Here is a 24,151-nt window from a genome sequence, read left to right as displayed (position 1 = left end):
TTCTGAAATGGAAGTGCTAAACCCAGCTTCAAATGGAAAACCACAAGAGGATCATAATGTCCCTTATCCTTGGTTCCGCTTTCATTATACACTTGTACGTACAACTTAGCCAGTGTTTTTTTATACGTTTTTTCACTGCGTAACTGTTTATGTTTTCAGAAAAAACATAGCAAAAACAGCCTATTTTCTGCAATCCAGAAAACAGGCTGTACGATAAGGCGAGTAGGCAGGCCGATACGCTGTGAGGTGTCAGAACTACATTTCTTCCAACTTGTCCTTACATGTATCCAAATAAAAACTCGCCCATATTTATTAGGTTCTTATACGTCACTGGCAACAGGACCCGTAGATTCACGGATAATCAGCTCAGGTGGAATAATCCACTGGCGATCCTCTTCGCGGAAGCCCTTTTCTTCGATCATCGACAGTATCGTATCAGCGGCGCGAAGTCCCAGCTCTTCTTTGGGATGGCGGATTGTAGTTAGCTTGATTTCCGTTGCCGTTGCCAAAAAAGAGTCATCAAACCCCACCAGCGACAAATCGCCCGGAATGCTCAGACCCGCCGAACGCACAATGTCCAACAAACGCACAGCCAGCTCGTCATTATAGGTTACCCATCCGGTAGGGCGCTCTTCCGGCTCCATACTCAACAGTGCAGACGCACGCTGTAACGGAACTTCATTTTTTTCTTCTGTCCGGTAGGTGGTCACTGCATTCGGATGCAGCGTAACCCCATATTTACGGTGGGCGGCCACAAATCCCTTCATACGAAGAATTCCCTGCATATCATCTGTCTTGAAAAACCCGGCTAACCGCCGATGTCCCAACTTAATTAGATGCTCAGCCGCTAAAAATCCGCCCTTCTCATCATCCACACGCAGACATGGCGCATCCATTTCCTCATACCGGGCATTAATCATTAAATAAGGAATTTGGCGGTTTTCCACGGTCAGGTAATAATTGAGATTGGGGTTGCGCTCCCCACTTTTGGTCGGCTCAATAATAATCCCGCTCAATGGCTGACTAAGCAGCATTTCCAAACACTGCCGTTCCTGCTCAGGGTCATTGCCTGTGCTTGACAGCAGTAGCTTATAGCCCTGACGACTTAATTTGGATTCAATTCCCTGCACAATCGACGGAAAAATATAATCCGATATATAGGTCGTAACGACCCCGATCGTCCGTGGGTCCTCGGGCTGCTTGCTATCCCGTGTGGCGACAAAGGTCCCCTTGCCCTGCATGCGAAACAGCCAACCTTCCTGCACCAGCTCACCTAACGCCTGACGCACGGTTTGCCGACTAACCGCAAATTGCTCAGACATTTCATGCTCAGATGGAAGCTGGCTTTGAGGCTCCAGCCTGGATGAATGAATCCATGACAAAATTTCCTGTTTAACTTGTATATATTTGGGCGCCATAATTTCCTCCGTCACTTGCAATATCGTGTACCCTTTTGTATTTCACGATTATAGCATATCGTTCATTTGTACATACAAATGTTACAGGAGCAGGATATCGTTGTATAGCTGCCGGAGGCGTAAACCCATTCGCTAATCCCTTCCATGTTACAAGTGCTTGGTTATCCTGTCTAAATACCGCTTCTGTAAATGTGCATTTTATGAGCGAAGCAATTGATGATCGTTCATATACTTGAGCCCTGTATAGCGATTACGCAGGGTATGAGCCGTGCGAAGTGCGCGCGCAAGCTGCTCCTCGGTTACGCCCAGCTCGGCAATCGTAGACGGACCACCGACCTGAGCCAGCCATGCACGCATCTGCTCCGACGTGGGCAAGGTTCGATATACCTCAAAAGCATCCACAGCTTGGCTGGCAACCAGGTCCCTGTACAAGTCCGCCAGTAAAGCAGAAGCTACGCCCACTTTGGCACCATGCAAAACTTGCTTGCGTCCCTCCGCAATAAAATCCATTTCAATTCGGTGAGAAATGTGGTGCTCTCCCCCCGATGCTGGACGGGAATGATCAATCATCAGCATGGAAATGCCGGATGCGATCAGCGCGTTCATCAGCACTTCGACACCTGCCTGGCTACCCGCCGCAATCTCATCAACATGCTCTACACAGGCCCGCAGCGCCTCCTCCGTAATTCGATTAGCCAAAAGCGAATACGGTTCGCCCCCCAAATCCCTGGACACATGCCAATCGGCTAATGAGGTGAATTTGCCGAGCATATCGCCAAAGCCTGCAGCAGTCATCGCTTGTGGCGCATTCGCCAGTACGGATAGATCAGCAAAGATCGCTTCCGGTGGAACAGCCTGGAATGTCTGCTTGCTGCCGCCCACAATCAACGGCGCGCCTGCCGATGTGAATCCATCCACAGAAGCGGCCGTCGGCACCGACAGGAACGGACGATTCATTTTATAGCATGCGAAGCGAACCAGATCATGAATAGTGCCGGAGCCTACGGCCAGTACAGCCTGACTCTCATCTGCCACGCCCAACAACACCTTTACGATATAGCCCTCATCTGCAATCACATCCCCCACAGCATTGGGAGGCAGCCGAACCACATCGACCACCAAACCTGCGTCACGTATCCGTTGTGTCAACTTTTCCCCTGCCGCCGCAGAAGTATGTTCATCCTCTACCAGCGTCATATGACGGTAATTTTGTTGCTTCAGATAAGGGACGACGGCTTCAAGCGCTCCATCACGCACCTCAATAAACAATTCGACCTTTCGGTAAGGGTGATCGGTGTAGTTTGCCTGTGCTTCTTCGTTCCACTGCTTGATCTGCTCATTCATATTCATTTGATCTACCTCCTGAAAAGGAATAATTTGCACAAGAATGATCCATACTATTAAAAAGATTCTCTTTGAAAACGATTTCTATTTAATTGTACGCACAAGTTCCTGTCCAAGTCCAGATGAAAAGTACAAGTTGCTTTTCAAATCCTGATTCCGAAAGGAAAAAAGCTTATGAAATTCAGAACAGACATCGCTTGCGCACTCGGTTTACTGGCAGGCACAACCTTTGGCAGTGGTATCGCTTTTTTATTCGGCTGGCAAGCCTACCAGGCTTTGACCTCCGTATCTGTATTTGGCGTTGCCGGGATCATGATTACCATCGCTGTTTTTCGTCTGCTTCATCACAAATCGGTTTCTACGTCAGATCCCCGATAGTTTCAGCTACTGAAACAAGAACACTTTGCTTGTACAGCACCATTCCGCCTGCTCCGTTTGCATGTACCTTTTTTTAGTTCAGCTTATATACATTTGCCTAACATATGAGGATTTTGCATAAATCCTGATATAAAAAAACGGGCCTCACAAGCGATTTATTTCGCTTGTAAGTGCCCGCTTTTATTATGTGTGTAGTACAATTCGAGATCAGCCATGATTCTACTGAATATCTGGATTTACATCCAAATCATAATCAATTTCATCAAACCCGAATCCAAACAACTGAAGGAAATCGAGACGATATTGTTCAAGGTCGCCCCGTTCAGACACATTTTCTGTAGTAATCCCGGACCAAGCCTCTTGGACAGCCTGCTGGACATCCGCTCTCATTTCCCAGTTGTCCAGACGAATGCGCCCTTCCTCATCGGTTTCCACTGTCGATCCACTATATAGCTTTCCGAACAGACGCTGCGCTTGCTCGATACAGCCCTCATGCAAGCCCTTTTCCTTCATAACCTTAAACAGTAAGGAAATATACAGAGGTACAACTGGAATAGCCGAGCTGGATTGTGTAACCAAAGCTTTATTTACAGAAACGTAGGCTTTTCCATCATAATGCTCCAGTTGCTTCGTTAAGCTGTGCGCTGTGGCCTCCAAGTCATTTTTGGCTTGGCCAATGGTTCCTTTACGGTAAATGGCCTCCGTGATCTCTGGACCAATATACGAGTAAGCCAGTGTGGTTACCCCTTCAGCCAGCAGATCAGCTTCTTCCAGCGCTTTTAGCCATAAGGACCAATCTTCGCCCCCCATTACCGTTATCGTATTTTCAATTTCCTCCTCTGTAGCCGGTTCCAGCGTAATCTCCGATACGACACCTGTATTGGTATTCACCGTTTTATCAGAAAAGGGCTGCCCGATGGGCTTGAGAACGGAGTTGAAGGTTTCACCCGTATCGGGATGCGTCCGTCGTGGTGAAGCGACACTATACACAATCAGATCTACCTTGCCCAGCTTCTCCTTAACCAGTTTCAACGTTTCCTGCTTGATTTCATGGGAAAAAGCGTCTCCATTAATGCTTTCTGCTATGTAGCCAGCCGCTCTAGCCGATTCCTCAAAGGCTACAGTGTTGTACCATCCAGCTGAAGCTGTGCGTCCTTCTGAAGCAGGGCGTTCATAGGATACACCTATGGTATCAGCTCCCATACCAAAGCTGGCAGCAATGCGGGAAGCCAGTCCATAGCCGGTGGAAGCTCCGATCACAAGCACCTTTTTGGCTCCTTGTATTGAAGGACTTTCTTTGATGTAGTCGATTTGACGATTGACATGAGCCGCACATCCTCCTGGATGCGCAGTAGTACAGATAAAGCCACGGACTTTCGGTTTAATAATCATTGCAAGGGCCCCCTACTTTGGCATTCATTTTATATAGATGGAATGGTTGTCCAGTCATAACTATATAGCAAATCAGCTTGAGGCTCAACCTTTTGCGGGCGTAATACAGCAGTCAACATCTCTTTAAAGTTTGCTGCTACCTTCAAGCCGGGATCTAAATCGGGGGTCTAGTATAGCCACACTCATGCCTACTATTTGAGGTGATTTCAGTAAGACTCTAAGAACATCTGTGAGTTCCTTCCACTGCAAGCCATGAGATTCCGGGCAATCCACACAGGGCATGAGCGTTTTGTCAAGCACATCTGCATCCAGGTGAAGCCAAAAACCGTCAACCTCTCGCTGATGAATGAAATCATTCAAAAAATCCTCAGTCCTGGCACCCCCTTCCCGAAGAGAGCGTTCCGCACTGAAGCAGGTAATGCCCTCCGTCTTTGCCTCTTCTATAATGCTCTGCTCCGGATCTGATTCGCGATAGCCGAAGGTCAGGACATTGGAACTCTGAATATAAGGTTTTCGGTTTTCCAGATTGGTTAAAATATCTGTTCCTTTACCCGTAACAATAGCAAGGTCCATACCAGCCACAACGGCTTTATCACTATTTCCTTTATGGTAATAATCTGGATGTGCGTCTATATGAACTAGTCCGTAATTCCCCTTTCGCGCCAGCGCCAAGGCGCTTCCCAGCAGCACACTGCAATCGCCGCCCAGAACAAGAGAAAACGCAGAGGTGCTCAGTACCTCCTCCACCGTATCTGCCAATTCAATGGAAAAAGCGGCCACCTGAGCCCCAAATAAGGCGCCGTCGTTGTATGTATACTTCTTCGGATATGCAGGCTGAGACAGCCTTGTCGCGACTTGTGCTCCGATCGCTGTGTGAAGACCCAACTCCTCAAGAACAGCGGGAAGCTTCCAGCAGCCTCTTTCTCTACCGTCCGGATGCCTGCTAAGGCCAAGATTGGTGGGGGCATGAATAATGCAGATTTCTTTTTCCATCGACAACCAACTCCTTTACCTTCGATTATGAGGCATAGCTATTTGCTAAAATGTAATACATAAAATATACTTTAAGCATTACTATATCCCTCAACGTGTAAGGAGTCAAACTGAATTGGAATATTACAACGAACTCTGGTTTTCTTTCACCTTCGATCTATTAAATAGTTATGATCCCTACTATGAAGAACCGGAACGGCTTGACAGTCCGGAACAATTAAATGATTTGCTACAAAAGTATGGAGTGTTATGCGATGAAACGGTAGCTCTGAAGGAGCTAACAGCCGTGCGTGCTTACCGCGACAGACTGCGCGATTTGATTATGAGTGGAAGTGATGAGCAACTGGGAGAATTTCTGACGGAGAGTGAATTGCGTTCCCCCCTGCGCCCACGATTAAATGCACAGGGAGACGGCAGCTTTCGTTATGTTTACAGTCCACCTGATAAAAACACAGGCAGCTTGGCCGACCGTATTCTGGCGGTCTGTTCGCGTACGCTCGGAAGAGAACTGACCCTGTACGGAAGACCAAGACTCAAAGTCTGCGTCTCAGATCCTTGCCGTGAAATATTTTCCGATCATTCTAAAAACAGACTACAGCGGTTCTGTAGCAAACGTTGCTCTACCCGTTATCATGTCAAGAAACACCGGGAATCACAATGAAATACACGCCCGGGTAAATGGCTAATGCTACGCTCATCCCTTTGATATTACTATCAGCGCTATAGATAACATAAAAAAGGTTCATCATTGCTACAATGAGCAATGATGAACCTTTTTTTATGTTAATGATGCGGTCGAGAGGACTCGAACCTCCACGGGGGTTAGCCCACACGGACCTGAACCGTGCGCGTCTGCCAATTCCGCCACGACCGCATAGTATGTAATCATGCCGATGTTTATCTATGTAACAGGGCCATAAATAATGCCCAGTACATATAATCACCGTAATTAAGATTATATCGCTCATAGAGAATAAAAGCAAGCCATTCTTATATTATATTTTCTATATATAATTCCAGAAAACATGTGAAAACAACTGGATTTCTCATACCATATATGGTAATATGGACGCATCAGGAAAGGAGGTGCGTCAACATTAGTAATCAGATGTTGAACGTGTCCCTTACCCGGTCCGCCATTCTCTAATTCTCAGAGATGACGGAGGCGCGGGATACGGATCAAAGCTTTAAATAAGCGCCACGGGTAGAAAGACCGTCTACGGACGGTCTTTTTTATGTTAAACATCATACTATTGTAATCACATTACATACCGGGAAAAGGAGTCATTCTATGTCTATTCAACCAGGAAAAGTGGAAGAGTTTAAAGATTTAGCAGCTATATGGCTGGAAGCTTCCATAGAGGCCCATCATTTTATTGATCCACAATATTGGACATCACAGGTTGGCGAAATGGAAGACAAATACCTTCCTCTAGCTCAAAACTACGTTATTATACAGGACGATCACACTATTGGTGGCTTCGTTTCCATGATAGATGGATATTTGGCGGCCTTATTTATACGAGTAGGTTCCCAACGAAAAGGCTATGGCAAGTTACTACTAGATTGGGTTAAGAAGCAATATGAGCAGATCCAATTGAAAGTATACCAGTCCAACACGAAGGCATTTAACTTTTATACCAGAAATGGATTTATCATTCAAGAGGAATCCATTGATCCAGAAACCCGTGAAAAGGAATTTGTAATGGTTTGGACAAAGCACAAGTAACATTAAGTTACATTATCTCAATGAAGTCAAAGGCTCTGCTCCCGTATAAATACGGTAAAAGCAGAGCCTTATATATTTTACCTACACTAATATATATGTTCTCTCATTTCAGCCCGTAAACCTCGGTATATAAAATTTGTCTAAACGGCGCAAAATCCTGCTCTGTCAGCGCATACGGATAGCTCATAATTTGAAGCCTCAGATCGGCCTGTCTTTCCCTCAAAGGAGGCTGTACATACTCAAAATCGTTGAGATGGAATCCCAAGCGTTCATAAAAACCAATTCTTCTCCGAGTCCATTCATCCTCAGGTGGCTCAACCTCCAGAACTACTGGTTTATCGGACTGTGAAATAAATCTGCTCATGAGCTTTTTACCTAACCCGCCACCACGTATAGCCTGATCTACCGCAATATGCTCTACAAACCGAAAATGTGTAAATTCCCAGCCTGCCAGAAAAGCGATCGTATGCCCTTGCTCATCCTTTTCAGTGATTAAGCGATAACAAGGATGAGTAAGCAGTGCCTTTTGCGACGCAAAGATTCTACATTCTGTTTCAGGAAAAGAGGCTTCCATAATCGCATACACTTGTGAGAATTCAAGTTCATTCATTTTATATTCCCTGCTCCTTTAATTCTAACTTCCCTTTCCAGTTCAATTCAATCTGACCAAATCGTTGAAATCAATTTTCATACCTTGTGTAATTCCGTAAGCGTCAGCAAAATATGCTCCAATAGCTCCGGGATATCCTCCATCTGATCTTCATTAATTTGTCTGGAAAATTGAAGCTCAATCTTGTTTTGGTATGTAGTTGCCTCCTCCCCGTAAACAAAGCTGAGCGTTTGGAGCGGCCTAAGATCCGGCTTCCAAATTTGCGTCAATAAATCTTCAATCTGGCTGCACTGTGTTTCAATCTCACGAATCTCCATATAGAAGCTGAGCAGCAGCACACATCCGGGGATTTGATCTTCGATCTCCAAAATTTCCGCAGCCAAGTTATTTAAATCTGCATTTAAGCGAATTTCTGCCGTCACACCGGGTCGTTCCGTCAGCCTGAACTGTATAGCGAATTCACGCGACATCACGGACATTTCCAATCGGTCGATCCGTTGCGTGATTTCAATACGTGAATCCAGACTATCCAGATCGTATACTGCATTTTCCATACCTACTTTTAAATTATCAAAAACCGTCGGGTCAAACATGTTCATTTCACCTCTGCCTATCATTCCATATGTTTCATACATTTAACATTCAAATAGGTTTCCAATCCAATGAGTATATCATAAATGTTTGCAGCCAAGAAATTCCCCGAATTTCCAGCAAAAAAAGCTCTGATTATGTATTCCATTTTGAGCTGTTAGTACATACTTCATTTCCTTTCTACAGAACTTCCTTAGATTTTACTTCTGAGGGATGAAAAAATACACCTTTGTAACAAAATGTTCTATTATATTTATTTTATTGATAAATATTCCTTTTTATTATTCCAATTTACTGGTAAATCACATACAATTAATCTGAGTTCTATTACTAATATATTCATATAAATGAATATAAATCCCAAAAAGAGAGGTAGTTTATTCATGAAAAAAACGTTGTTAGCTTCATTAGGTCTGACACTTATGTTAAGTACTTCTGCCGGTGCCGCCTTTGCTCAAGAAGACATTGCTTCACCCACTAAGGAATCGATTAAACTCTATGATAACGGGACCGACAGAGAGCCTAATAATAGCTTTGAAGAAGCAAGCGAAGTTTGGTTGGGTGATGATATATATGGAACCATTGGAAAACTTACTCAAGGGAATTGGGATTCATACGATGTTTTTAAGTTCAAGGCTTTTCAGACCAAACGGGTTAATTTTAAAATTGAAGGGGATAAGTATCCTAATGCATGGTTAAAATTGGTTCTATCCGATAGCAATGGTCATGAGATTAGAGCAGCGGAAAATCGTCAGAACACTTTAGGCAAAGAACTTGAAGCTGGCAAATGGTATTATATAGCAGTTGAGGTTCCAGGCTACGAAATTGGTCAACAGTTCGATTATAGGCTTACAGCTACGATTGAACAATAAATATTAAAAATTCTAACCTTATAAATCAAAAGCCGCGTCCCTATCTCAAGGGACGTGGCTTTTTGTAGTTCAGTCATTTCACACTATCCATATCTTACGACAGACGTGAGCTAAAATCCTCATAGGAGAACTGGCGGATCACCTTAATGCCTTCTTCGTCATTGTAGCTGGCGATGGCTGGCAGGTTGACTCCGTTAAACATGTGGTTTTTGACCATCGTATAATGGGCCATGTCGCAGAATACAAGCTTGTCTCCCGGCTTCAATGGCTCTTTAAAGGAATAGTCGCCAATCACATCTCCGGCCAGGCAAGTAAGTCCACCGAGTCTGTAGGTGTGTGCATACTCACCAGGTTGGCCTGCATCAATGATATTCGGGCGATACGGCATAGCCAGTACATCAGGCATATGACATTCAGCCGAAGTATCCAGAATGGCAAGGTCCATTCCGTTTTTCATCGTATCCAGAACTGTAGCAACCAGATAACCGGTATTCAAGGCGATAGCTTCGCCCGGCTCCAGGTAAACCTGTACACCATACTTATCCTGAAAATATTGGATGCAGCGTACCAGCGTGTCCAGATCATAGTCTTCTCTGGTGATATGATGACCGCCGCCAAAATTAAGCCATTTCATTTGCTTAATGTATGGCCCGAACTTCTCATCCACGACTTTAATGGTGCGCTCCAGCGTGTCCGAATTCTGTTCACACATCGTATGAAAATGAATACCGTCTACGCCATCCAGATCCTCAGGTCTGAAGTTAGCCAAGGTCACACCCATTCTGGAGTTGTTGTAGCAAGGATCGTACAACGGAGTTTCGATTTCCGAATATTCCGGATTGACCCGAATTCCAATTTCTATCTTTTTGGAAGTCACGCCTTGCACCTTACTTTTGAACCGTTTCAATTGATCGAAGGAGTTGAAAACGACGTGGTCAACATACTCCAGTAGCTCGTCAAATTCACTGTCAACATAAGCTGGTGCGTATACGTGAACCTCCTTGTCCATTTTTTCGCGACCCAGTCTCGCCTCGAACAACGAACTGGAAGTTACGCCTTTTAAATATTTACCAACCAGAGGAAATGTCGAAAACATCGAAAATCCCTTAAGAGCAAGCAAAATATTGCAGCCTGTTCGCTCTTGAACAGAATTTAAAACCTCAAGGTTTTTCACAAGAAGTCTTTCGTCAACAAGGTAACAAGGTGATGGAAGTCCGCTAATATCAATATTCATCACAGGCCTCAATCAAGCAACGTTGGCGTAAAGCTCTCTTGCCATGGCAATCCGTGTTTATTCAGTGCTTCCATGAATGGATCTGGATCAAATTCCTCAACGTTGTATACGCCTGGTTTTTTCCAGATGCCTTTAATGATAAGCATTGCGCCGATCATGGCAGGAACACCTGTCGTGTAGGAAATGGCTTGGGAGCCAACCTCTGCATAACATTCCTCATGATCACACACATTGTATACATAATACGTTTTCGGTTTTCCGTCTTTAACGCCTTGGATGATACATCCAATGTTCGTTTTACCCTTGGTTCTAGGTCCGAGGGAAGCCGGGTCTGGCAAAATGGCTTTCAGGAATTGCAATGGAATGATTTGCTGTCCTTCGTAATCAATAGGCTCAATGGAAGTCATGCCTACGTTTTGAAGCACGTTCAAATGATTCAGGTAGTTGTCCGAGAAAGTCATCCAGAAACGGATTTTTTTCACGCCTTTAATGTTTACTGCAAGAGATTCCAGTTCTTCATGGTACAAAAGATATATGTTTTTCGGTCCGATTTCAGGAAGGTCGTATACCTTTTTCTCGGAAAGCGGCTCAGTTTCAATCCACTCTCCATTTTCAAAGTAACGGCCCTTCGCCGTAATTTCCCGAATATTAATTTCCGGATTAAAGTTAGTGGCAAAAGGATATCCGTGGTCCCCTGCATTCGCATCTACAATATCAATCGTATGAATTTCATCAAAATAATGCTTTTGAGCATAAGCCGTAAATACTCCAGTCACGCCTGGATCAAAACCGCTGCCCAGCAGAGCTGTAATGCCCGCTTTTTCGAATCTTTCTTTGTAGGCCCATTGCCAGCTGTATTCAAACTTCGGCGTATCCGGCGGTTCATAATTCGCCGTATCAACGTAATGAACGCCTGTCTCTAGGCAAGCATCCATAATCGTCAAATCCTGATAAGGGAGAGCCACATTGATAACTACATCCGGTTGAAAGCTTCGAATCAGGTCAATGACCATGTCGGTGTTGTCAGCATCCAGCTGAGCCGTTTGTATCTTAGTACGGCCTCCACCCAGCTTTTCTTTAAGCGCATCGCATTTCTCAACAGTTCTGCTCGCGATACAAATTTCTTCAAATACATCTGGGTTTTGGCAACATTTATGCACCACAACGCTGGCCACGCCACCGGCGCCAATAATCAATGCTTTTCCCAAAATAAATAACCTCCTTATTCCATACGCTAATCGCTAATCATTCTTGCAAACAAAATGATTATAAAGACATCCCATCAAATAATCAAGAAAAACGATAATTTGCAGTGTAAAAATTCACACCACTATGTCACAAAAATTTTACAAATCCCAAATTCAGGCATGAAATCACCATAAAATAAAGAGCACAAAGCCCCTCCCAAGGCGTTCCAAGGAAGTCAGTGCACGTTTACCAGAAGTTTTTTTGCACTCCAAGTAAACAGCCTTAAAGAGTTAATATTATCTTATTTCTAGTAAAAAGGCCACCCGCCATTTCCTTTGAAGAAGATTCAGAGGGGGGGAAAATGATTGGCTGGTACTGTAGGATTGTTTATCATGAATAAAGCCGCCCCCGATGCGGGAACGGCTCTGTACAGCATTAAAGCTTGTTAAACCATAATTTTGCAAATATCATTGGTGAATTCAACCGGGTCTTGCAGTGGCAAACCTTCGATCAACAGAGCTTGATTATACAGCAATGCCGTATAGAGATTGACCTTCTCCTTGTCCTCAGCAAAAGCCTCTTTCAAAGAGTTGAACACCGCATGGTTGATGTTAATCTCCAGTACTTTATTCGCTTTTACATCGGCGTTGTTCGGCATGGCGTTCAAGATTTTCTCCATTTCAATCGTCACTTCACCGTCTGCGGACAGACACACCGGATGTGTCTTCAAGCGCTTGGAGGCTTTAACACTGGATACCTTGCCTTCCAGCAAGCCCTTCATGTACTCGAACAGCTCTTTGTTGTCGTTTTGTTCCGCTTCTGTTTCCTTCTCGTTCTCGTCAGCCTCAATGCCCAGATCGCCACTGGATACGGATTTGAATTCTTTCTCCTTGTAGCTCATGAGCATTTTAATAGCGAACTCATCAATATCATCGGTGAAGTACAGAATTTCGTAGCCCTTGTCGGCCACCATTTCGGTCTGCGGCAGCTTCTCAATACGTTCGTTGGACTCTCCGGAAGCATAATAAATATACTTCTGATCCTCAGGCATACGCGATATATATTCGTCCAGTGTAACCTGCTTTTTCTCTGTAGAAGAGTAGAACATGAGCAGATCCTGAAGCGTCTCCTTATGAGTTCCATAATCGTTGTAGACGCCAAATTTCAATTGTCTTCCAAATGATTTGTAGAATTGATCATACTTTTCCCGTTCATTTTTGAGCAGAGTCAGCAGCTGGCCTTTGATTTTGCTTTCGATATTTTTGGCAATCAGCTTCAACTGGCGGTCATGCTGCAACATCTCTCTGGAAATGTTCAACGACAAGCTTTCGGAGTCCACCATACCTTTGACAAAGCTGAAATAATCCGGCAGCAGGTCAGGCGATTTTTCCATAATCAGCACGCCGTTGGCGTACAGTTCCAGCCCTTTTTCATACTCCTTGGAATAGAAATCAAACGGGATATTTTCTGGAATGAATAAAATAGCCTGGTACACCACCGCGCCGTCCGCGCTGACGTGGATATGCTGGAGTGGCTTGTCATAGCCATAGCGTTTTTCCACATAAAAATTGTGATAATCCTCGTCGGTCAGCTCGCTTTTGTTCTTTCTCCAGATTGGAACCATGCTGTTAATAAGCTGTTCTTCTTCGTAATCCTCGAACTCGTTGTCACTGCCCTCTTTCAGACGTTTGCCTGTAACATCCATCTTGATCGGATAACGGATAAAGTCGGAGTATTTCTTGATCAGTGCTTTTAAACGATACTCGTCCAAATATTCGTCGTAGGATTCATCCTCGGTGTTTGCTTTGATTTTCAAAACAATCACAGAACCGACTTCATCCTTCTCGGCCGGCTCAATGGTATACCCGTCTGCACCTGTGGATTCCCACTTATAAGCGGTATCGCTGCCCAGTGCCTTTGTAGTCACTGTAACGACATCCGCCACCATGAACGCCGAATAGAAGCCTACCCCGAACTGCCCAATGATGTCATGACCATCCTTGGATTCATTCTCATTTTTGAACGCCAGTGAGCCACTTTTAGCAATGACACCCAAGTTGTTTTCCAGTTCTTCCTTCGTCATACCAATCCCGGTATCGCGAAGAGTGAGCATTCTGTTCTCCTTGTCGGCTGTTACTTTGATATAGTAATTTTCTTTATCAAAGACCAGTTGATCATCCGTCAGCGCTTTGTAATAAATTTTGTCAATCGCATCACTTGCGTTGGAGATCAGCTCTCTTAGAAAAATTTCCTTTTGCGTGTAAATCGAGTTAATCATCATTTCGAGCAGACGCTTGGACTCAGCCTGAAACTGTTTTTTCTCCATTCTGATATCTCCTTTCGAATATGAACCTTATGTAAGGTAAGGCTGCACATGGGGAACCGTCCAAACTCGAAAGTCTGTTAGCACTCCCCTCATTCGAGTGCCAGCCTACCTTTTTTTATAACATTCCTCATTTTTTATGTCAATACGATAGATGCATAATATAGTCCCAATTCCGAAATTGTTAGTGCCTGATCTGCTTAAACATCACGTTAAACATCTCGACAGAAGATGGGAACAGTCCTTGTACATGGGGAATCAGATTTTCCCTGATGCGTAAATCGTCCTCGTCCAGATGTTTCAAATCCTGGTGATAGAACCATACAATCGGATAGTCACCATCTTTTTGTCTACTTCCTGCATTCAAACAGACAGGACCTTCGTTTTCCTCAGCAATTGCAAATGGAATATAACCTGCCGATAGCAAGGGCGACCATTCGCGGAGCAAATCATGAAATCCCTTCAAGCCTTGGCCCACAGGCAGTCGTGGAAACTCAATAAAGGTACAATCGCTCCAGTAGACTCCAGGAATGAATTCGTTATCGAATTGCAAAGACACATAATGATAGGACATGATGAAACTTCTCAGCAAGGGAGGAAGCTCGAAATGGTAGGTTTCCTCAAGATCCCGAACCTCCTGCTCTGTGATCTGCGAAGGAAGAGGCTTCCACTTGATCCAGCCTTCCTCATCGGCATTGCCGTCACGCATCTCGAAGGGTACATTTTCTACCAAATCCATAAAAAAAGCTTCATCCATATGTGCAAATAACTCCTTCATGGATGTGCGAATATCCGCCTTCTTGTCCATGTCCCCGCACCTCTTTCCTTTCTATATCAGAACTGCATCATATGCCATTACACATTCTTCCAAGCTCAGCTTAACAGATTTTGCTTTTATCATCATTTTCAAAATATTCGTATTACCAGCGCAGTGGCTCATGGTTACGCCAGATGATCCAGCGCCCTGTCTCGCACATACATTTACAACTTATAAAATCCGATATAAGTACAAGCACCTCGTAAAGTGTCAAGACTACATAAGGAGATTGATCTATTCATGAAAAGAATCACCGTACTTGTTATCCTGTCCCTGCTAATCCTTGTAACCCCGATCTACGCTGCTGCACCAGCGCCCATGCTGGTCTATGTGGATCAGAATAACCACTCCTTCATCCCGCTTCGCCTCCTGAACAGCTATGAAGGGATCACCATCAACATGACGGCAACGGACAAAAAAATTGAAATTGCCCAAGGCGATACCCGGCTCACCTTATTTGCAGGACAGTCTACGGCTAAAGTTAATGATCAAACAATCCGTATGCAAAAGGCTCCTTTTACCGATAATGGTTCCACCTACGTTCCCTTGCAGTTCATCAGCCAGCACCTAAACCTGCAAGTCTCATGGCAAAAGGAAACCTCATCGGTACATATCAAGCAGGGCACAACGTCTGTCAGGCTTCCGGTATTCACGGGCAAGCTACCTAGCAGCACCACACCGATCCAGACGGCTCACAAAAGCTTCAAGGTCGGATCACGCACCTACTCCGCTAAGGTGGTCACCATCTCCATGCTTCATCCCAAGGTGAATCTGGATGTGGCGCTGGCAGGCAATACCATCGGCAAAGTGGAGAACTTAAGCGGTCTCGCCAAACGCAATCAAGCGGTTGTAGCCATCAACGGCACCTACTTTGACGCCTATACCAAAAGCTCATACAAAACGCCTTACGGCTATCTGGTCAGCCACGGGAATTTGTTGAAAAAAAGCTCTGGCGACCAACGAACCGTCTTTACCTACGATGCTAACCATCTGGCCGAACTGGTTTCGGGTCCTGCCTTTGAACAGCGGTTAAGCGAAGGCAACGTCGAAGGCGCCCTACAAGCCGGACCTCGTCTGGTGACGAACGGAAAGGTTTCCCTGAATGTCAAAGCTGAAGGCTTCAAGGACCCTAAAATATTAACAGGCGGCGGGGCCCGCAGTGCACTCGGGATTACACGGGATCATAAGCTAATCCTCCTGACCACAGGCGGAGCCACTATTCCACAGCTTGCTCAAATCATGAAGCAGGCAGGCGCTTATCAGGCCATGAATTTGGATGGCGGTGCTTCCAGTGGGCTGTATTACAACGGTTCCTATCTCACCACACCCGGCCGCCAAATCAGCAATGCGATTATTATAAAATATCAATAGACGGGTTAAGGGCTGTCTTCACGGATGTGTAAGCCGTGGGGATGGCCTTTTCCATTTTCATAAGCTCAGGTTTCCACCTGTTCAGGGTTTCCGCATATTCAAGCGGCTTGTCAGGGTCGTTACAGGGTTCATCCTGTATTTACAATCGGATCAGACTTGTAAGCTATTGCTGCCTTCGCTGCACTGTATTAAAGAAAGGTAAATAGATTAAATAAAGCCACATTCCCCTGGTTCAACTCGCCCAGTTCGTCCTCTTCGATGGACCACCAATCCGGCTCATCGTCCAAACGATGCTTAAGTGCTTCTGTATCAAATACGCAAAGGGTCGCCGTATCTGTCGTGAATTGAAATGGACTGCTTGCTACGTTCATTGTGTAGTCCTCCTGATTTTGGTCAACGAATCTCCATTTTTTTCGCGTATTCTGCGTATCCATGTATGTCACATTTCTAAGGTAAATTTTCCCTGTATATAAAGTATAGCAATGCTTGCAGGGACAGACAACATGCTTAGGTTAGCATCCGTTCTACACACAAAAAAAGCCTTCCCTCACTATATAGTGAAAGAAGGCTGCTTTGTGAATTTAAGCGATGCTAACCTGCTGTTAGATCAGAAAAGATTTAGTGATAATCACCAGCAAAATAAACAATACCAGAATTGCGCCTGTGGATGTCCATGCTCCACCGCCACCGTAACCAACTTCACCCATGTCTGAATCCCTCCTTGCTTTAAAGCATACTCTTATCGTATGAAGAAAAACGGTTTACGACAGGGCGCATTGGCAACGTTTATTTGGCAAGCGAGTTTATTTTGACAGGATAGGACTTCTTAGAAAATGGACTGATACGTTTCGGATGGATCGGTAATCACACGGGGGGACAACTGGCACAGAATGTCGTCGGTTCTGCGCAGCAGTCTGCCCACATCCTTGTTCTTCATCTTTCGAAGGAGCGGGGTTTCTAACTGGGATGACAGAAATTGAGTGGTGCCGTTAAAAACAACAACATCCAATCCCGGGTTGGTGTCGGTATGTAATAAGTGCAGCAGGTCAGTCATGCTCAGGAAATCTGGAGGGCAAAGGGTATTGTTTTCCTTCATATATAGGGCTTTCAGCATGGAAGTCAAAGCCCAGTCGCACAGGATAATGCAGCATTGGAGCTGGTTGTGCTTTTGCAGGATTTTGGCTAGTTTCATGTGGTATTGGGCTAGGGTGTAAAAATCGGTTATTGAATGATGTAAGTGTTGTGCGCGTCTGGATGGCTGGGTATGACTTCGGTTAAGGGTAGAAGGATCTTTTTTCATATCTATTCCTCCAGAGAATTTCAATATTAGTCTTATTATATCCTGAAATAATACTTATAGATATCATTAATATTTATTGTATTCATCATTCAATGTTTTCCTTTAGATATCTTGTCTACACTTTTAGAATAGTGAGGTGTAGACGATGGAAGATAAAGAAGTTCTCAAATTAGTGGGTGCCAGAATACGTGCTTTGCGAAAAGAAAAGGGCTTGTCTCAGGAATCGCTTGGAGAAAAAGGCGGATTTCATTTTTCATACATAGGGCAGATTGAACGTGGGGAAAAGAACGTATCCTTATTAAATATAGCTAAAATTGCAAATGCACTGGATGTTAATTTGATTCAGCTTTTTGCTTATGTAAATGAGGAAATTAAGGTTACAAAGCATGAAGCCGAACTAAATGAAATACTAACATTGCTTAGAAAGTCAAACCCTCAAAAAATTAAGCTAGCGAAAAATATTGTTAAAGAGATTTTAAACAATGAATAATGACACGCACACATATGTGGTTCAGTTACATCGTGTAGAAACATATCAAAAAAGCCGCTCATCAGATTGATCTAATGAACGACTTTTTTTGCGTAACTGCTTAGTAGCGTGTTTGCGCCTTTTCAGTGTTTCTAATTTCTTATCATTTCCTTAATTCAGCAAGTACCTCTTTCGCTAAAGCAACGATATTGGCTGCGTTAAAGCCAAAGGCTTCTACAACTTCGGTTCCTTTACCGGATGCGCCAAAACGATCAATGGCTAACATCTTTCCGTCCAGTCCGATATAGCGTTCCCAGCCAAAGCTTGCCCCCATTTCAATGCCGACGCGGGCACGTATTGCTTTGGGCAAGACTCTTTCTTTGTAAGCTTCGTTCTGCTGATCAAAAGCAGATGTGTTCGGCAAGCTTACGACAGATGCTGAAATGCCTTCGTTTTCCAAGATACTCTGTGCTTCGACAGCCAGCTTCACCTCTGAACCACTTGCGATTAACAGCAAATCTGGTACTTCTTTGGAAGCAGGCGCTAAAACATATCCGCCTTTTTTCACACCTTCCAACGCCTTTTCAGAGCTGCCTGCAAGGATCGGCAGAGCCTGACGTGTAAGGACAAGTGCTGTCGGTGTTGAAACTGATGAGATCGCCATATGCCAGGCAGCGATCACTTCATTGCCGTCTGCGGGACGGATTACATTTAAATTCGGCATCGCACGCAATCCTGCCAGTTGCTCGATCGGCTCATGGGTAGGTCCGTCTTCTCCTACGATAATGGAGTCATGGGTTAGTACGTAAATCACCGGAAGTTGCTGAATGGCCGCCAAGCGTATAGCTGCTTTTAAATAATCGGAAAATACAAAGAAAGTTCCTCCATAAATCTTTAACCCACCGTGCAGTGCTATGCCATTCATTTCAGCTGCCATCGCAAATTCACGTACACCAAACCAAATGTTACGTGCTGCTGGGGCTGATTTAGAAAAACGTTCATCTCCTGCAATTAATGTCTTATTGGAGCTCGCTAAGTCAGCTGAACCTCCAAAGAAATAAGGGACCTGCTGTGCAATCAAGTTCAAGATGTCGCTGCCGGTATCTCGTCCTGCTTTACTTGAGCTTGCTTCGTAATCAGCCAATGGTTTTTCCCAATCTACGGGCAGTATATTGGTAAAGCTGTCATGAAACTGTTTAGCCAGTTCTGGATAACTTTCCGTATAATTCACCATTAGAGCCTGCCATTCAGCCTCGGCTTTGGCACCACGAACTGCTACTTTTTCACGAAAAAGGGTATATACTTCCTCTGATACGGTAAAAGCCGGTAGTTCCCATTGATAGCTCAATTTTGCCGCAGCCGTTCCTGCTTCTCCCAGAGGTGAACCATGAACTTTATGCGTACCGGCATGCGGTGAGCCATACCCGATCACAGTCTTCACTTCAATAATTGTAGGTTGTGTATGATTTTCTCGTGCCAAGTCAATCGCTGCAGTAATCTCGGTAAGATCATTACCCTCTGTAACCAGGATATGTTGCCACCCACTGGACTCAAACCGCTGTTTTATATTTTCTGAGAAAGAGTGACTCAGTTCTCCATCCAGCGATATGTCATTGGAATCGTATAGCATGATTAATTTATCCAATTGCTCATGGCCGGCATGAGAGATCGCTTCATTAGCCACGCCCTCCATTAAATCACCATCTCCACACAGACAATACGTGTAGTGATCCACAATCGGAAAGGACTCCTTATTATATAAACCTGCTAAATGCCGTTCTGCCAATGCCATGCCAACAGCCATCGCCACCCCTTGTCCCAAGGGTCCCGTCGTCGCTTCCACACCGTCGGTGTGTCCGACTTCTGGATGCCCGGGCGTTCGGGAACCTAGCTGCCGGAATTTCTTCAAATCGTCAATCATCACATCAAAACCGGATAAGTGAAGCAGACTGTAAAGGAGCATGGATCCATGGCCAGCAGACAGAACGAACCGATCCCGATTTTCCCATCGCGAATTTTTGGGATTTACAAGTAATGCCTGTGACCAAAGAGCATAAGCCATAGGTGCTGCACCTAAAGGTAATCCGGGATGCCCGGAGTTTGCTTCATCAATCGCGTCTAAAGATAATGCTCGGATGGCCATAACGGCTTGAAGGTCTTGCTGGTTAAATCTCATAAAGTTTGTCCTCTCTTCCTGATCCTCGTTTTTTTATAGTGTTCATTTGTATTGTTTATTGCGCACTGCTTTTCGGCTTTTTCAGGCTTACCAAAATCATAATGAGCAGCACCAAACCGATCCCGATCATCGTTATCGTTTTTCCACCCATCTGGTTTAGCCCGCTCAAGAACACCCCCACTACACCGAAGTCGGAATCGGAGAAGGTTGCGTTGGCTAACCCGAGATCCCCTAATACAGGTATTAATAGAATTGGCATGAAACTGATGAGCACTCCGTTCACAAATGCGCCTAAAATGGCGCCACGCACACCGCCCATGGTATTTCCAAACACTCCTGCTGCTGCTCCTGTGAAGAAGTGCGGGACAACCCCAGGTAAAATAACAATCCCGCCGGATAAAACCAGAATGAGCATGCTGACAATCCCCCCCACAAAACTGGAGAAAAAGCCTATCAGTACCGCGTTCGGAGCATAGGTATAAACAATAGGGACATCCAGCGCCGGTTTGGAATTCGGTACAATTTTCGAGGAAATCCCTTTAAATGCCGGTACAATTTCAGCCAAGACCAGACGTACACCCGACAAGATGATAAATACGCCTGCAGAAAACAACCCTGCCTGAAGTAGCGCAAATAAAATATAGTTTTTCCCGTTACTCAAGTGACTTTCGACATAAGCCGGACCTGCAAAAAGGGCTACAATGATGTAGAAGACCGCCATCGTTAACGCAATACTGACCGTACTGTCCCGCAGAAAGCCGAGTCCTTTAGGGAAATTGATTTGTTCAGTGGATACAATGTCTTTCTTGCCTTTCACTGCCATACCTACCAGCCCGCCAATAGCAAAGCCGACCGCGCCAGAATGCCCCAAAGCCACATTGTCATTGCCCGTTAATTTACGGACAAATGGCTGCACAACGGCCGGAGAAAGCGACATGAAAATACCTACAGTCAGCGCTCCAAAAAGGATAAGGGAGACGGATGTGAAACCACTCACTGATAAAATGATAGCAATCATACATGACATATATAGCGTAATATGACCTGTTAAAAAAATGTACTTAAATCGTGTAAAACGAGCAATCAGCAGGTTCACAATCATACCGAAAAACATAATCAGTGCGGTGGAGGAACCATACTTACTCACGGCAAGAGCCACAATAGCTTCATTATTTGGAACGATACCGCTTACATGAAACGCTGCTTTAAACATATCGCCAAAAGGTGCAAGAGCTTGCTGCAAAACACCTGCGCCTGCGCTGATGACAAGAAATCCTACAAACGTTTTGGTCGTTCCCTTCAGGATATCCGAGAGATTTTTCCGCTGAGCCAGCAACCCTACCAAAGCAATCAACGCAACTAGCACAGACGGCTCACTCAAAACGTTAATCAGTATATTCAAAGCTTTATTCATATGGGCCAATTCTCCTTACAATAGATTTTTATCTTGTAAGACTGCTGTTAGTTTTGTGCGTAATTCCTCGAGATCGATAATGTTTTCCAGAACGACCACATCACCCAGGCTCGCTCCGCCTTCAGCAATGTCTCTGGCAAGAAAAAACACATCTGCGCTCCCAGGCGTAGCGGAACCCAGATCGGAATGATCTACTTCCACACCCTCTACGCCCATCTCATTCAATAGCTGCTTAATATTCATTTCCACCATAAAGCTTGTTCCCAGACCAGAACCACAAACTGTTAAAATTTTCATTTTTTATCGTCTCCTTTTTTTTGCATCATGGCTATAATTTCGTCCGCTGTTGTAGCTTCTTTCAAACGGTTTAACGAATCGTCGTTGACCAGAAACGAAGTCAATTCCGTCAGCGCCTTTAAGTGCAACTTATTGTCAATCGCCGCTAGGCAAATAAACATATCAATCGCATGCTCCGGCTGATCAAGCAACAACACCGGTTTTTTCACTCGCAACAGCGACATTCCCAATTTCTGCACACCTTGTTCCGGCCTTGCATGTGGGATAGCAATTCCTTTGCCGACATGAATAAAAGCACCGATTTCCAAAACTCTGTTAATCATTGCCTGTGTGTAGTCAGGTGTAATATAGTTCTGTTCCTCTAATGGTTTGGCTGCTAGTTGAATCGCTTCCTTCCAATCCAGGGGAGCATCCGTGAATCGAATTTTATCTACAGTTAAAAGCTCGGACAACATAGGGGAATGACTCCTTTCAATTGAACGCATCTGTCGTAAATGATTTGTTAAATCTGTATAAAGTGCTTTTTCGCTTTTAATCGTGGCATGTTTCCGTATGGTAGCCATTAATTCATCTATGGGCACCGCAGAAGGTACGGGCAGATCAAAATCAGCAGCAACAGCTTGTTGCAAATAATCTTCTTCTAATACGGTTAATAATGGGCGAGTCAAGTAAACAGGTTTGGATGATTCCAAATAAATAGTAGAAAAAATCATGTCATAGCTATCCGGAGATATCTGTTTTAATTCCGCAACCGAATGTGATTCCGTAAAATGCACGCCCGGAAATAGCTGACACAATTGCGTCCGTAACATCATGGAGGAACTGATCCCGTTTGGACATACAATTGTAGCACGGTATACTTTAGGTTCAGGTTCTAATCTGCGGACATGCCCCCCGAACAAAATGGTAAAGTATCCAACCTCTTCATCCGAGATCCACTCCCCTGTAAAATCAGACAATGGCTTCAACGCTTGCTTGACCAGTTTGAACAGGGCATCATGTTCTGCTTTGATAGTGTCAATTAAAGGATTAGATAAAGGCACTTCACACATAATCCTAAAGTAAGCCGGTACCAAATGCTTGTACAAGATCGATTGCAAAATAGGTTTTTCTTTAAAGGGTACTAGGGTCAGGCGTTCTACTTCCCTGATAATTTCGTCAGATACATAACTCAGCTCTTCACTGGGATAAATATGGGGCACGCCCTGCGTAGCTGACAATAATTGAATCGTTAGATATACGATCTCCATCTCATGCACTTCATTAAACAAATAAGCGGATAATTTCTTGCCCATCAGAAAGAGTGGTTGTTGTTGTATTAACTCTGTTTGCTTAACGGGCAAAAACAGTGCATTACGCCCATAGCGGAATTGCAGAAACAACAGCTCATAAATAAGTTGATCCAGCCTGTTGCCCACAAAGACGACCTGATACTCATGAGCCATATCGGTTAATTGCTGCTTGATCGTTGTACTTGCATCTTCATATTTCCAACTATCCATCACCTGCTTGATACCCGGGCGTCCCATCGGCAGCTGTGATAGTGTCCCAATACATACCGATGCAAATCGCCGCTTGTGACGCTCTTCTCCCTCCAATTTAAAACCGTCCGTTCGGTTATAATCTAATTTGACACCTTCTCCCTGACAAAGCGCACGTAGCTTTTTGACATCTGCCAAGGCCGTATTCCTGCTTACCTGGAGCAAAGACTGATAATGAACGATCGAAATCGGCTCCCGCCGGATATACGTGTATAAATAAATCAAATACAGTCGTTCATTCTCTTGAAAAACCAGTTGCTTGCGACCAAGTGATAATTCCTCATTTTTCCAGTGTTTCTTAACTCTTTCGTCAATCTTAAACCCCATTTCAATTACTTCAATCTTCGGTAAATCCAACTCAATTAGTCCGTCATTTAATTTATTCAGCGTATATTCAAACTGTCGAGGCGATAAATTCAATTGAAGTCTCAACTCCGGAATTGACAACTTCGGATAGTTAACCATCTGAGTTAGCAATTGCAATGACTTGTGGTCAAACATCTTATGAGCCTCCTTGTGCTTATTATAAATGAAAATTATGAGCCATATCATAGCTGTTGAATCCAATCTTTGTTGTGATGTTGGCAGGTGTATTGGACTGAAATGTCATCCTTTACTTACATGCGAAAGGCAAGAGGCTCCTGTAAAATCAATAGTGTGACTTGTAGAGGGGAAGACAATAATTCTACAAAAC

Annotated in this window: 23 protein-coding genes and 1 tRNA gene; 6 read left to right on the top strand and 18 right to left on the bottom strand. The window is 44.4% G+C overall.

The window, feature by feature from the left end; all coding sequences use genetic code 11:
* Positions 1-320: 320 nt before the first annotated feature.
* Positions 321-1,418, bottom strand: coding sequence for a GntR family transcriptional regulator (locus tag QMK20_RS08880; protein WP_283655430.1), 1,098 nt, complete (start codon positions 1,416-1,418; stop codon positions 321-323).
* A gap of 198 nt (positions 1,419-1,616) precedes the next feature.
* Positions 1,617-2,768, bottom strand: coding sequence for a sn-glycerol-1-phosphate dehydrogenase (locus QMK20_RS08875; RefSeq protein WP_283655429.1), 1,152 nt, complete (start codon positions 2,766-2,768; stop codon positions 1,617-1,619).
* Positions 2,769-2,936: 168 nt separating this feature from the next.
* Here QMK20_RS08875 and QMK20_RS08870 point away from each other — a divergent pair, with 168 nt between their 5' ends.
* The gene (locus QMK20_RS08870; protein WP_283655428.1) at positions 2,937-3,140 is read left to right on the top strand and encodes a hypothetical protein; all 204 of its coding nucleotides are present in this window, start codon (positions 2,937-2,939) and stop codon (positions 3,138-3,140) included.
* A gap of 219 nt (positions 3,141-3,359) precedes the next feature.
* Here QMK20_RS08870 and fabV read toward each other — a convergent pair whose 3' ends face one another.
* Both fabV and QMK20_RS08860 read right to left on the bottom strand, forming a co-directional pair.
* Complete coding sequence (gene fabV / locus QMK20_RS08865; RefSeq protein WP_283655427.1) at positions 3,360-4,532, bottom strand: enoyl-ACP reductase FabV; 1,173 nt, start codon at positions 4,530-4,532, stop codon at positions 3,360-3,362.
* A 123-nt stretch (positions 4,533-4,655) separates the two neighbouring features.
* A complete protein-coding gene (locus tag QMK20_RS08860) occupies positions 4,656-5,525 on the bottom strand; it encodes an arginase family protein (protein ID WP_283655426.1) in 870 nt (289 codons plus the stop codon).
* Positions 5,526-5,640: 115 nt separating this feature from the next.
* Here QMK20_RS08860 and QMK20_RS08855 point away from each other — a divergent pair, with 115 nt between their 5' ends.
* Positions 5,641-6,186, top strand: coding sequence for a CGNR zinc finger domain-containing protein (locus QMK20_RS08855; RefSeq protein ID WP_283655425.1), 546 nt, complete (start codon positions 5,641-5,643; stop codon positions 6,184-6,186).
* Positions 6,187-6,315: 129 nt separating this feature from the next.
* Here the strand turns inward: QMK20_RS08855 and QMK20_RS08850 are convergent.
* A tRNA-Leu gene (locus tag QMK20_RS08850) sits at positions 6,316-6,399 on the bottom strand.
* Between the two features lie 417 nt (positions 6,400-6,816).
* Here QMK20_RS08850 and QMK20_RS08845 point away from each other — a divergent pair.
* On the top strand, positions 6,817-7,254 hold the full coding sequence (locus QMK20_RS08845; protein WP_283655424.1) for an N-acetyltransferase: 438 nt from the start codon (positions 6,817-6,819) through the stop codon (positions 7,252-7,254).
* 103 nt (positions 7,255-7,357) lie between these two features.
* Here the strand turns inward: QMK20_RS08845 and QMK20_RS08840 are convergent, their stop codons facing one another.
* Positions 7,358-7,864 carry a GNAT family N-acetyltransferase gene (locus QMK20_RS08840; protein WP_283655423.1) on the bottom strand — a complete coding sequence of 169 codons (507 nt, stop codon included), beginning with the start codon at positions 7,862-7,864 and terminating at the stop codon, positions 7,358-7,360.
* A gap of 77 nt (positions 7,865-7,941) precedes the next feature.
* The gene (locus QMK20_RS08835) at positions 7,942-8,457 is read right to left on the bottom strand and encodes a hypothetical protein (RefSeq protein ID WP_283655422.1); all 516 of its coding nucleotides are present in this window, start codon (positions 8,455-8,457) and stop codon (positions 7,942-7,944) included.
* A 381-nt stretch (positions 8,458-8,838) separates the two neighbouring features.
* Here QMK20_RS08835 and QMK20_RS08830 point away from each other — a divergent pair, with 381 nt between their 5' ends.
* The gene (locus QMK20_RS08830) at positions 8,839-9,327 is read left to right on the top strand and encodes a hypothetical protein (protein WP_283655421.1); all 489 of its coding nucleotides are present in this window, start codon (positions 8,839-8,841) and stop codon (positions 9,325-9,327) included.
* A gap of 94 nt (positions 9,328-9,421) precedes the next feature.
* Here the strand turns inward: QMK20_RS08830 and nspC are convergent, their stop codons facing one another.
* The 4 genes from nspC to QMK20_RS08810 all read right to left on the bottom strand — a co-directional run bounded on the left by nspC (position 9,422) and on the right by QMK20_RS08810 (position 14,880).
* A complete protein-coding gene (gene nspC / locus QMK20_RS08825; RefSeq protein WP_283655420.1) occupies positions 9,422-10,561 on the bottom strand; it encodes a carboxynorspermidine decarboxylase in 1,140 nt (379 codons plus the stop codon).
* Positions 10,562-10,569: 8 nt separating this feature from the next.
* Positions 10,570-11,769, bottom strand: a complete 1,200-nt coding sequence (locus QMK20_RS08820; RefSeq protein ID WP_137062499.1) for a saccharopine dehydrogenase family protein — start codon at positions 11,767-11,769, stop codon at positions 10,570-10,572.
* Between the two features lie 425 nt (positions 11,770-12,194).
* Positions 12,195-14,075, bottom strand: coding sequence for a molecular chaperone HtpG (gene htpG / locus QMK20_RS08815; protein ID WP_283655419.1), 1,881 nt, complete (start codon positions 14,073-14,075; stop codon positions 12,195-12,197).
* A gap of 181 nt (positions 14,076-14,256) precedes the next feature.
* Positions 14,257-14,880: an SMI1/KNR4 family protein gene (locus QMK20_RS08810; RefSeq protein ID WP_283655418.1), complete on the bottom strand. Its 624-nt coding sequence runs from the start codon at positions 14,878-14,880 to the stop codon at positions 14,257-14,259.
* Between the two features lie 249 nt (positions 14,881-15,129).
* Here QMK20_RS08810 and QMK20_RS08805 point away from each other — a divergent pair, with 249 nt between their 5' ends.
* Entirely contained in the window at positions 15,130-16,260 is a 1,131-nt protein-coding gene (locus tag QMK20_RS08805) for a phosphodiester glycosidase family protein (protein ID WP_283655417.1), read from the top strand.
* A 188-nt stretch (positions 16,261-16,448) separates the two neighbouring features.
* Here the strand turns inward: QMK20_RS08805 and QMK20_RS08800 are convergent, their stop codons facing one another.
* The 3 genes from QMK20_RS08800 to QMK20_RS08790 form a co-directional block, all read right to left on the bottom strand.
* Positions 16,449-16,631 (bottom strand): DUF6386 family protein, encoded by a 183-nt coding sequence (locus QMK20_RS08800; protein WP_283655416.1) that lies wholly within the window; start codon positions 16,629-16,631, stop codon positions 16,449-16,451.
* 231 nt (positions 16,632-16,862) lie between these two features.
* Complete coding sequence (locus QMK20_RS08795) at positions 16,863-16,967, bottom strand: hypothetical protein (protein WP_014280781.1); 105 nt, start codon at positions 16,965-16,967, stop codon at positions 16,863-16,865.
* Between the two features lie 119 nt (positions 16,968-17,086).
* Complete coding sequence (locus QMK20_RS08790) at positions 17,087-17,560, bottom strand: hypothetical protein (RefSeq protein ID WP_283655415.1); 474 nt, start codon at positions 17,558-17,560, stop codon at positions 17,087-17,089.
* A 145-nt stretch (positions 17,561-17,705) separates the two neighbouring features.
* Here QMK20_RS08790 and QMK20_RS08785 point away from each other — a divergent pair, with 145 nt between their 5' ends.
* Positions 17,706-18,050 (top strand): helix-turn-helix domain-containing protein, encoded by a 345-nt coding sequence (locus QMK20_RS08785; protein WP_044647110.1) that lies wholly within the window; start codon positions 17,706-17,708, stop codon positions 18,048-18,050.
* Between the two features lie 142 nt (positions 18,051-18,192).
* Here QMK20_RS08785 and tkt read toward each other — a convergent pair whose 3' ends face one another.
* The 4 genes from tkt to QMK20_RS08765 are packed head-to-tail and all read right to left on the bottom strand — an operon-like array spanning position 18,193 to position 23,958.
* Positions 18,193-20,205, bottom strand: coding sequence for a transketolase (tkt, locus tag QMK20_RS08780; protein ID WP_283655414.1), 2,013 nt, complete (start codon positions 20,203-20,205; stop codon positions 18,193-18,195).
* A gap of 55 nt (positions 20,206-20,260) precedes the next feature.
* Positions 20,261-21,619 (bottom strand): PTS ascorbate transporter subunit IIC, encoded by a 1,359-nt coding sequence (locus QMK20_RS08775; protein WP_283655413.1) that lies wholly within the window; start codon positions 21,617-21,619, stop codon positions 20,261-20,263.
* Positions 21,620-21,634: 15 nt separating this feature from the next.
* The gene (locus tag QMK20_RS08770) at positions 21,635-21,916 is read right to left on the bottom strand and encodes a PTS sugar transporter subunit IIB (RefSeq protein ID WP_044647107.1); all 282 of its coding nucleotides are present in this window, start codon (positions 21,914-21,916) and stop codon (positions 21,635-21,637) included.
* Entirely contained in the window at positions 21,913-23,958 is a 2,046-nt protein-coding gene (locus tag QMK20_RS08765) for a BglG family transcription antiterminator (RefSeq protein WP_283655412.1), read from the bottom strand. The genes QMK20_RS08770 and QMK20_RS08765 overlap by 4 nt, the downstream gene beginning before the upstream one ends.
* Positions 23,959-24,151: the final 193 nt, after the last annotated feature.

The organism is Paenibacillus sp. RC334, assembly GCF_030034735.1.
Taxonomy (GTDB): domain Bacteria; phylum Bacillota; class Bacilli; order Paenibacillales; family Paenibacillaceae; genus Paenibacillus; species Paenibacillus terrae_A.
This window is presented reverse-complemented; position numbering and strand designations above follow the sequence as displayed.

Bases quoted from the DNA above. Each gene is read 5' to 3' on its own strand.
- QMK20_RS08880 (WP_283655430.1), bottom strand. From the start codon at position 1,418: ATGGCGCCCAAATATATACAAGTTAAACAGGAAATTTTGTCATGGATT.
- QMK20_RS08875 (WP_283655429.1), bottom strand. From the start codon at position 2,768: ATGAATATGAATGAGCAGATCAAGCAGTGGAACGAAGAAGCACAGGCA.
- QMK20_RS08870 (WP_283655428.1), top strand. From the start codon at position 2,937: ATGAAATTCAGAACAGACATCGCTTGCGCACTCGGTTTACTGGCAGGC.
- fabV (WP_283655427.1), bottom strand. From the start codon at position 4,532: ATGATTATTAAACCGAAAGTCCGTGGCTTTATCTGTACTACTGCGCAT.
- QMK20_RS08860 (WP_283655426.1), bottom strand. From the start codon at position 5,525: ATGGAAAAAGAAATCTGCATTATTCATGCCCCCACCAATCTTGGCCTT.
- QMK20_RS08845 (WP_283655424.1), top strand. From the start codon at position 6,817: ATGTCTATTCAACCAGGAAAAGTGGAAGAGTTTAAAGATTTAGCAGCT.
- QMK20_RS08840 (WP_283655423.1), bottom strand. From the start codon at position 7,864: ATGAATGAACTTGAATTCTCACAAGTGTATGCGATTATGGAAGCCTCT.
- QMK20_RS08835 (WP_283655422.1), bottom strand. From the start codon at position 8,457: ATGTTTGACCCGACGGTTTTTGATAATTTAAAAGTAGGTATGGAAAAT.
- QMK20_RS08830 (WP_283655421.1), top strand. From the start codon at position 8,839: ATGAAAAAAACGTTGTTAGCTTCATTAGGTCTGACACTTATGTTAAGT.
- nspC (WP_283655420.1), bottom strand. From the start codon at position 10,561: ATGAATATTGATATTAGCGGACTTCCATCACCTTGTTACCTTGTTGAC.
- htpG (WP_283655419.1), bottom strand. From the start codon at position 14,075: ATGGAGAAAAAACAGTTTCAGGCTGAGTCCAAGCGTCTGCTCGAAATG.
- QMK20_RS08810 (WP_283655418.1), bottom strand. From the start codon at position 14,880: ATGGACAAGAAGGCGGATATTCGCACATCCATGAAGGAGTTATTTGCA.
- QMK20_RS08805 (WP_283655417.1), top strand. From the start codon at position 15,130: ATGAAAAGAATCACCGTACTTGTTATCCTGTCCCTGCTAATCCTTGTA.
- QMK20_RS08800 (WP_283655416.1), bottom strand. From the start codon at position 16,631: ATGAACGTAGCAAGCAGTCCATTTCAATTCACGACAGATACGGCGACC.
- QMK20_RS08795 (WP_014280781.1), bottom strand. From the start codon at position 16,967: ATGGGTGAAGTTGGTTACGGTGGCGGTGGAGCATGGACATCCACAGGC.
- QMK20_RS08790 (WP_283655415.1), bottom strand. From the start codon at position 17,560: ATGAAAAAAGATCCTTCTACCCTTAACCGAAGTCATACCCAGCCATCC.
- QMK20_RS08785 (WP_044647110.1), top strand. From the start codon at position 17,706: ATGGAAGATAAAGAAGTTCTCAAATTAGTGGGTGCCAGAATACGTGCT.
- tkt (WP_283655414.1), bottom strand. From the start codon at position 20,205: ATGAGATTTAACCAGCAAGACCTTCAAGCCGTTATGGCCATCCGAGCA.
- QMK20_RS08775 (WP_283655413.1), bottom strand. From the start codon at position 21,619: ATGAATAAAGCTTTGAATATACTGATTAACGTTTTGAGTGAGCCGTCT.
- QMK20_RS08770 (WP_044647107.1), bottom strand. From the start codon at position 21,916: ATGAAAATTTTAACAGTTTGTGGTTCTGGTCTGGGAACAAGCTTTATG.
- QMK20_RS08765 (WP_283655412.1), bottom strand. From the start codon at position 23,958: ATGTTTGACCACAAGTCATTGCAATTGCTAACTCAGATGGTTAACTAT.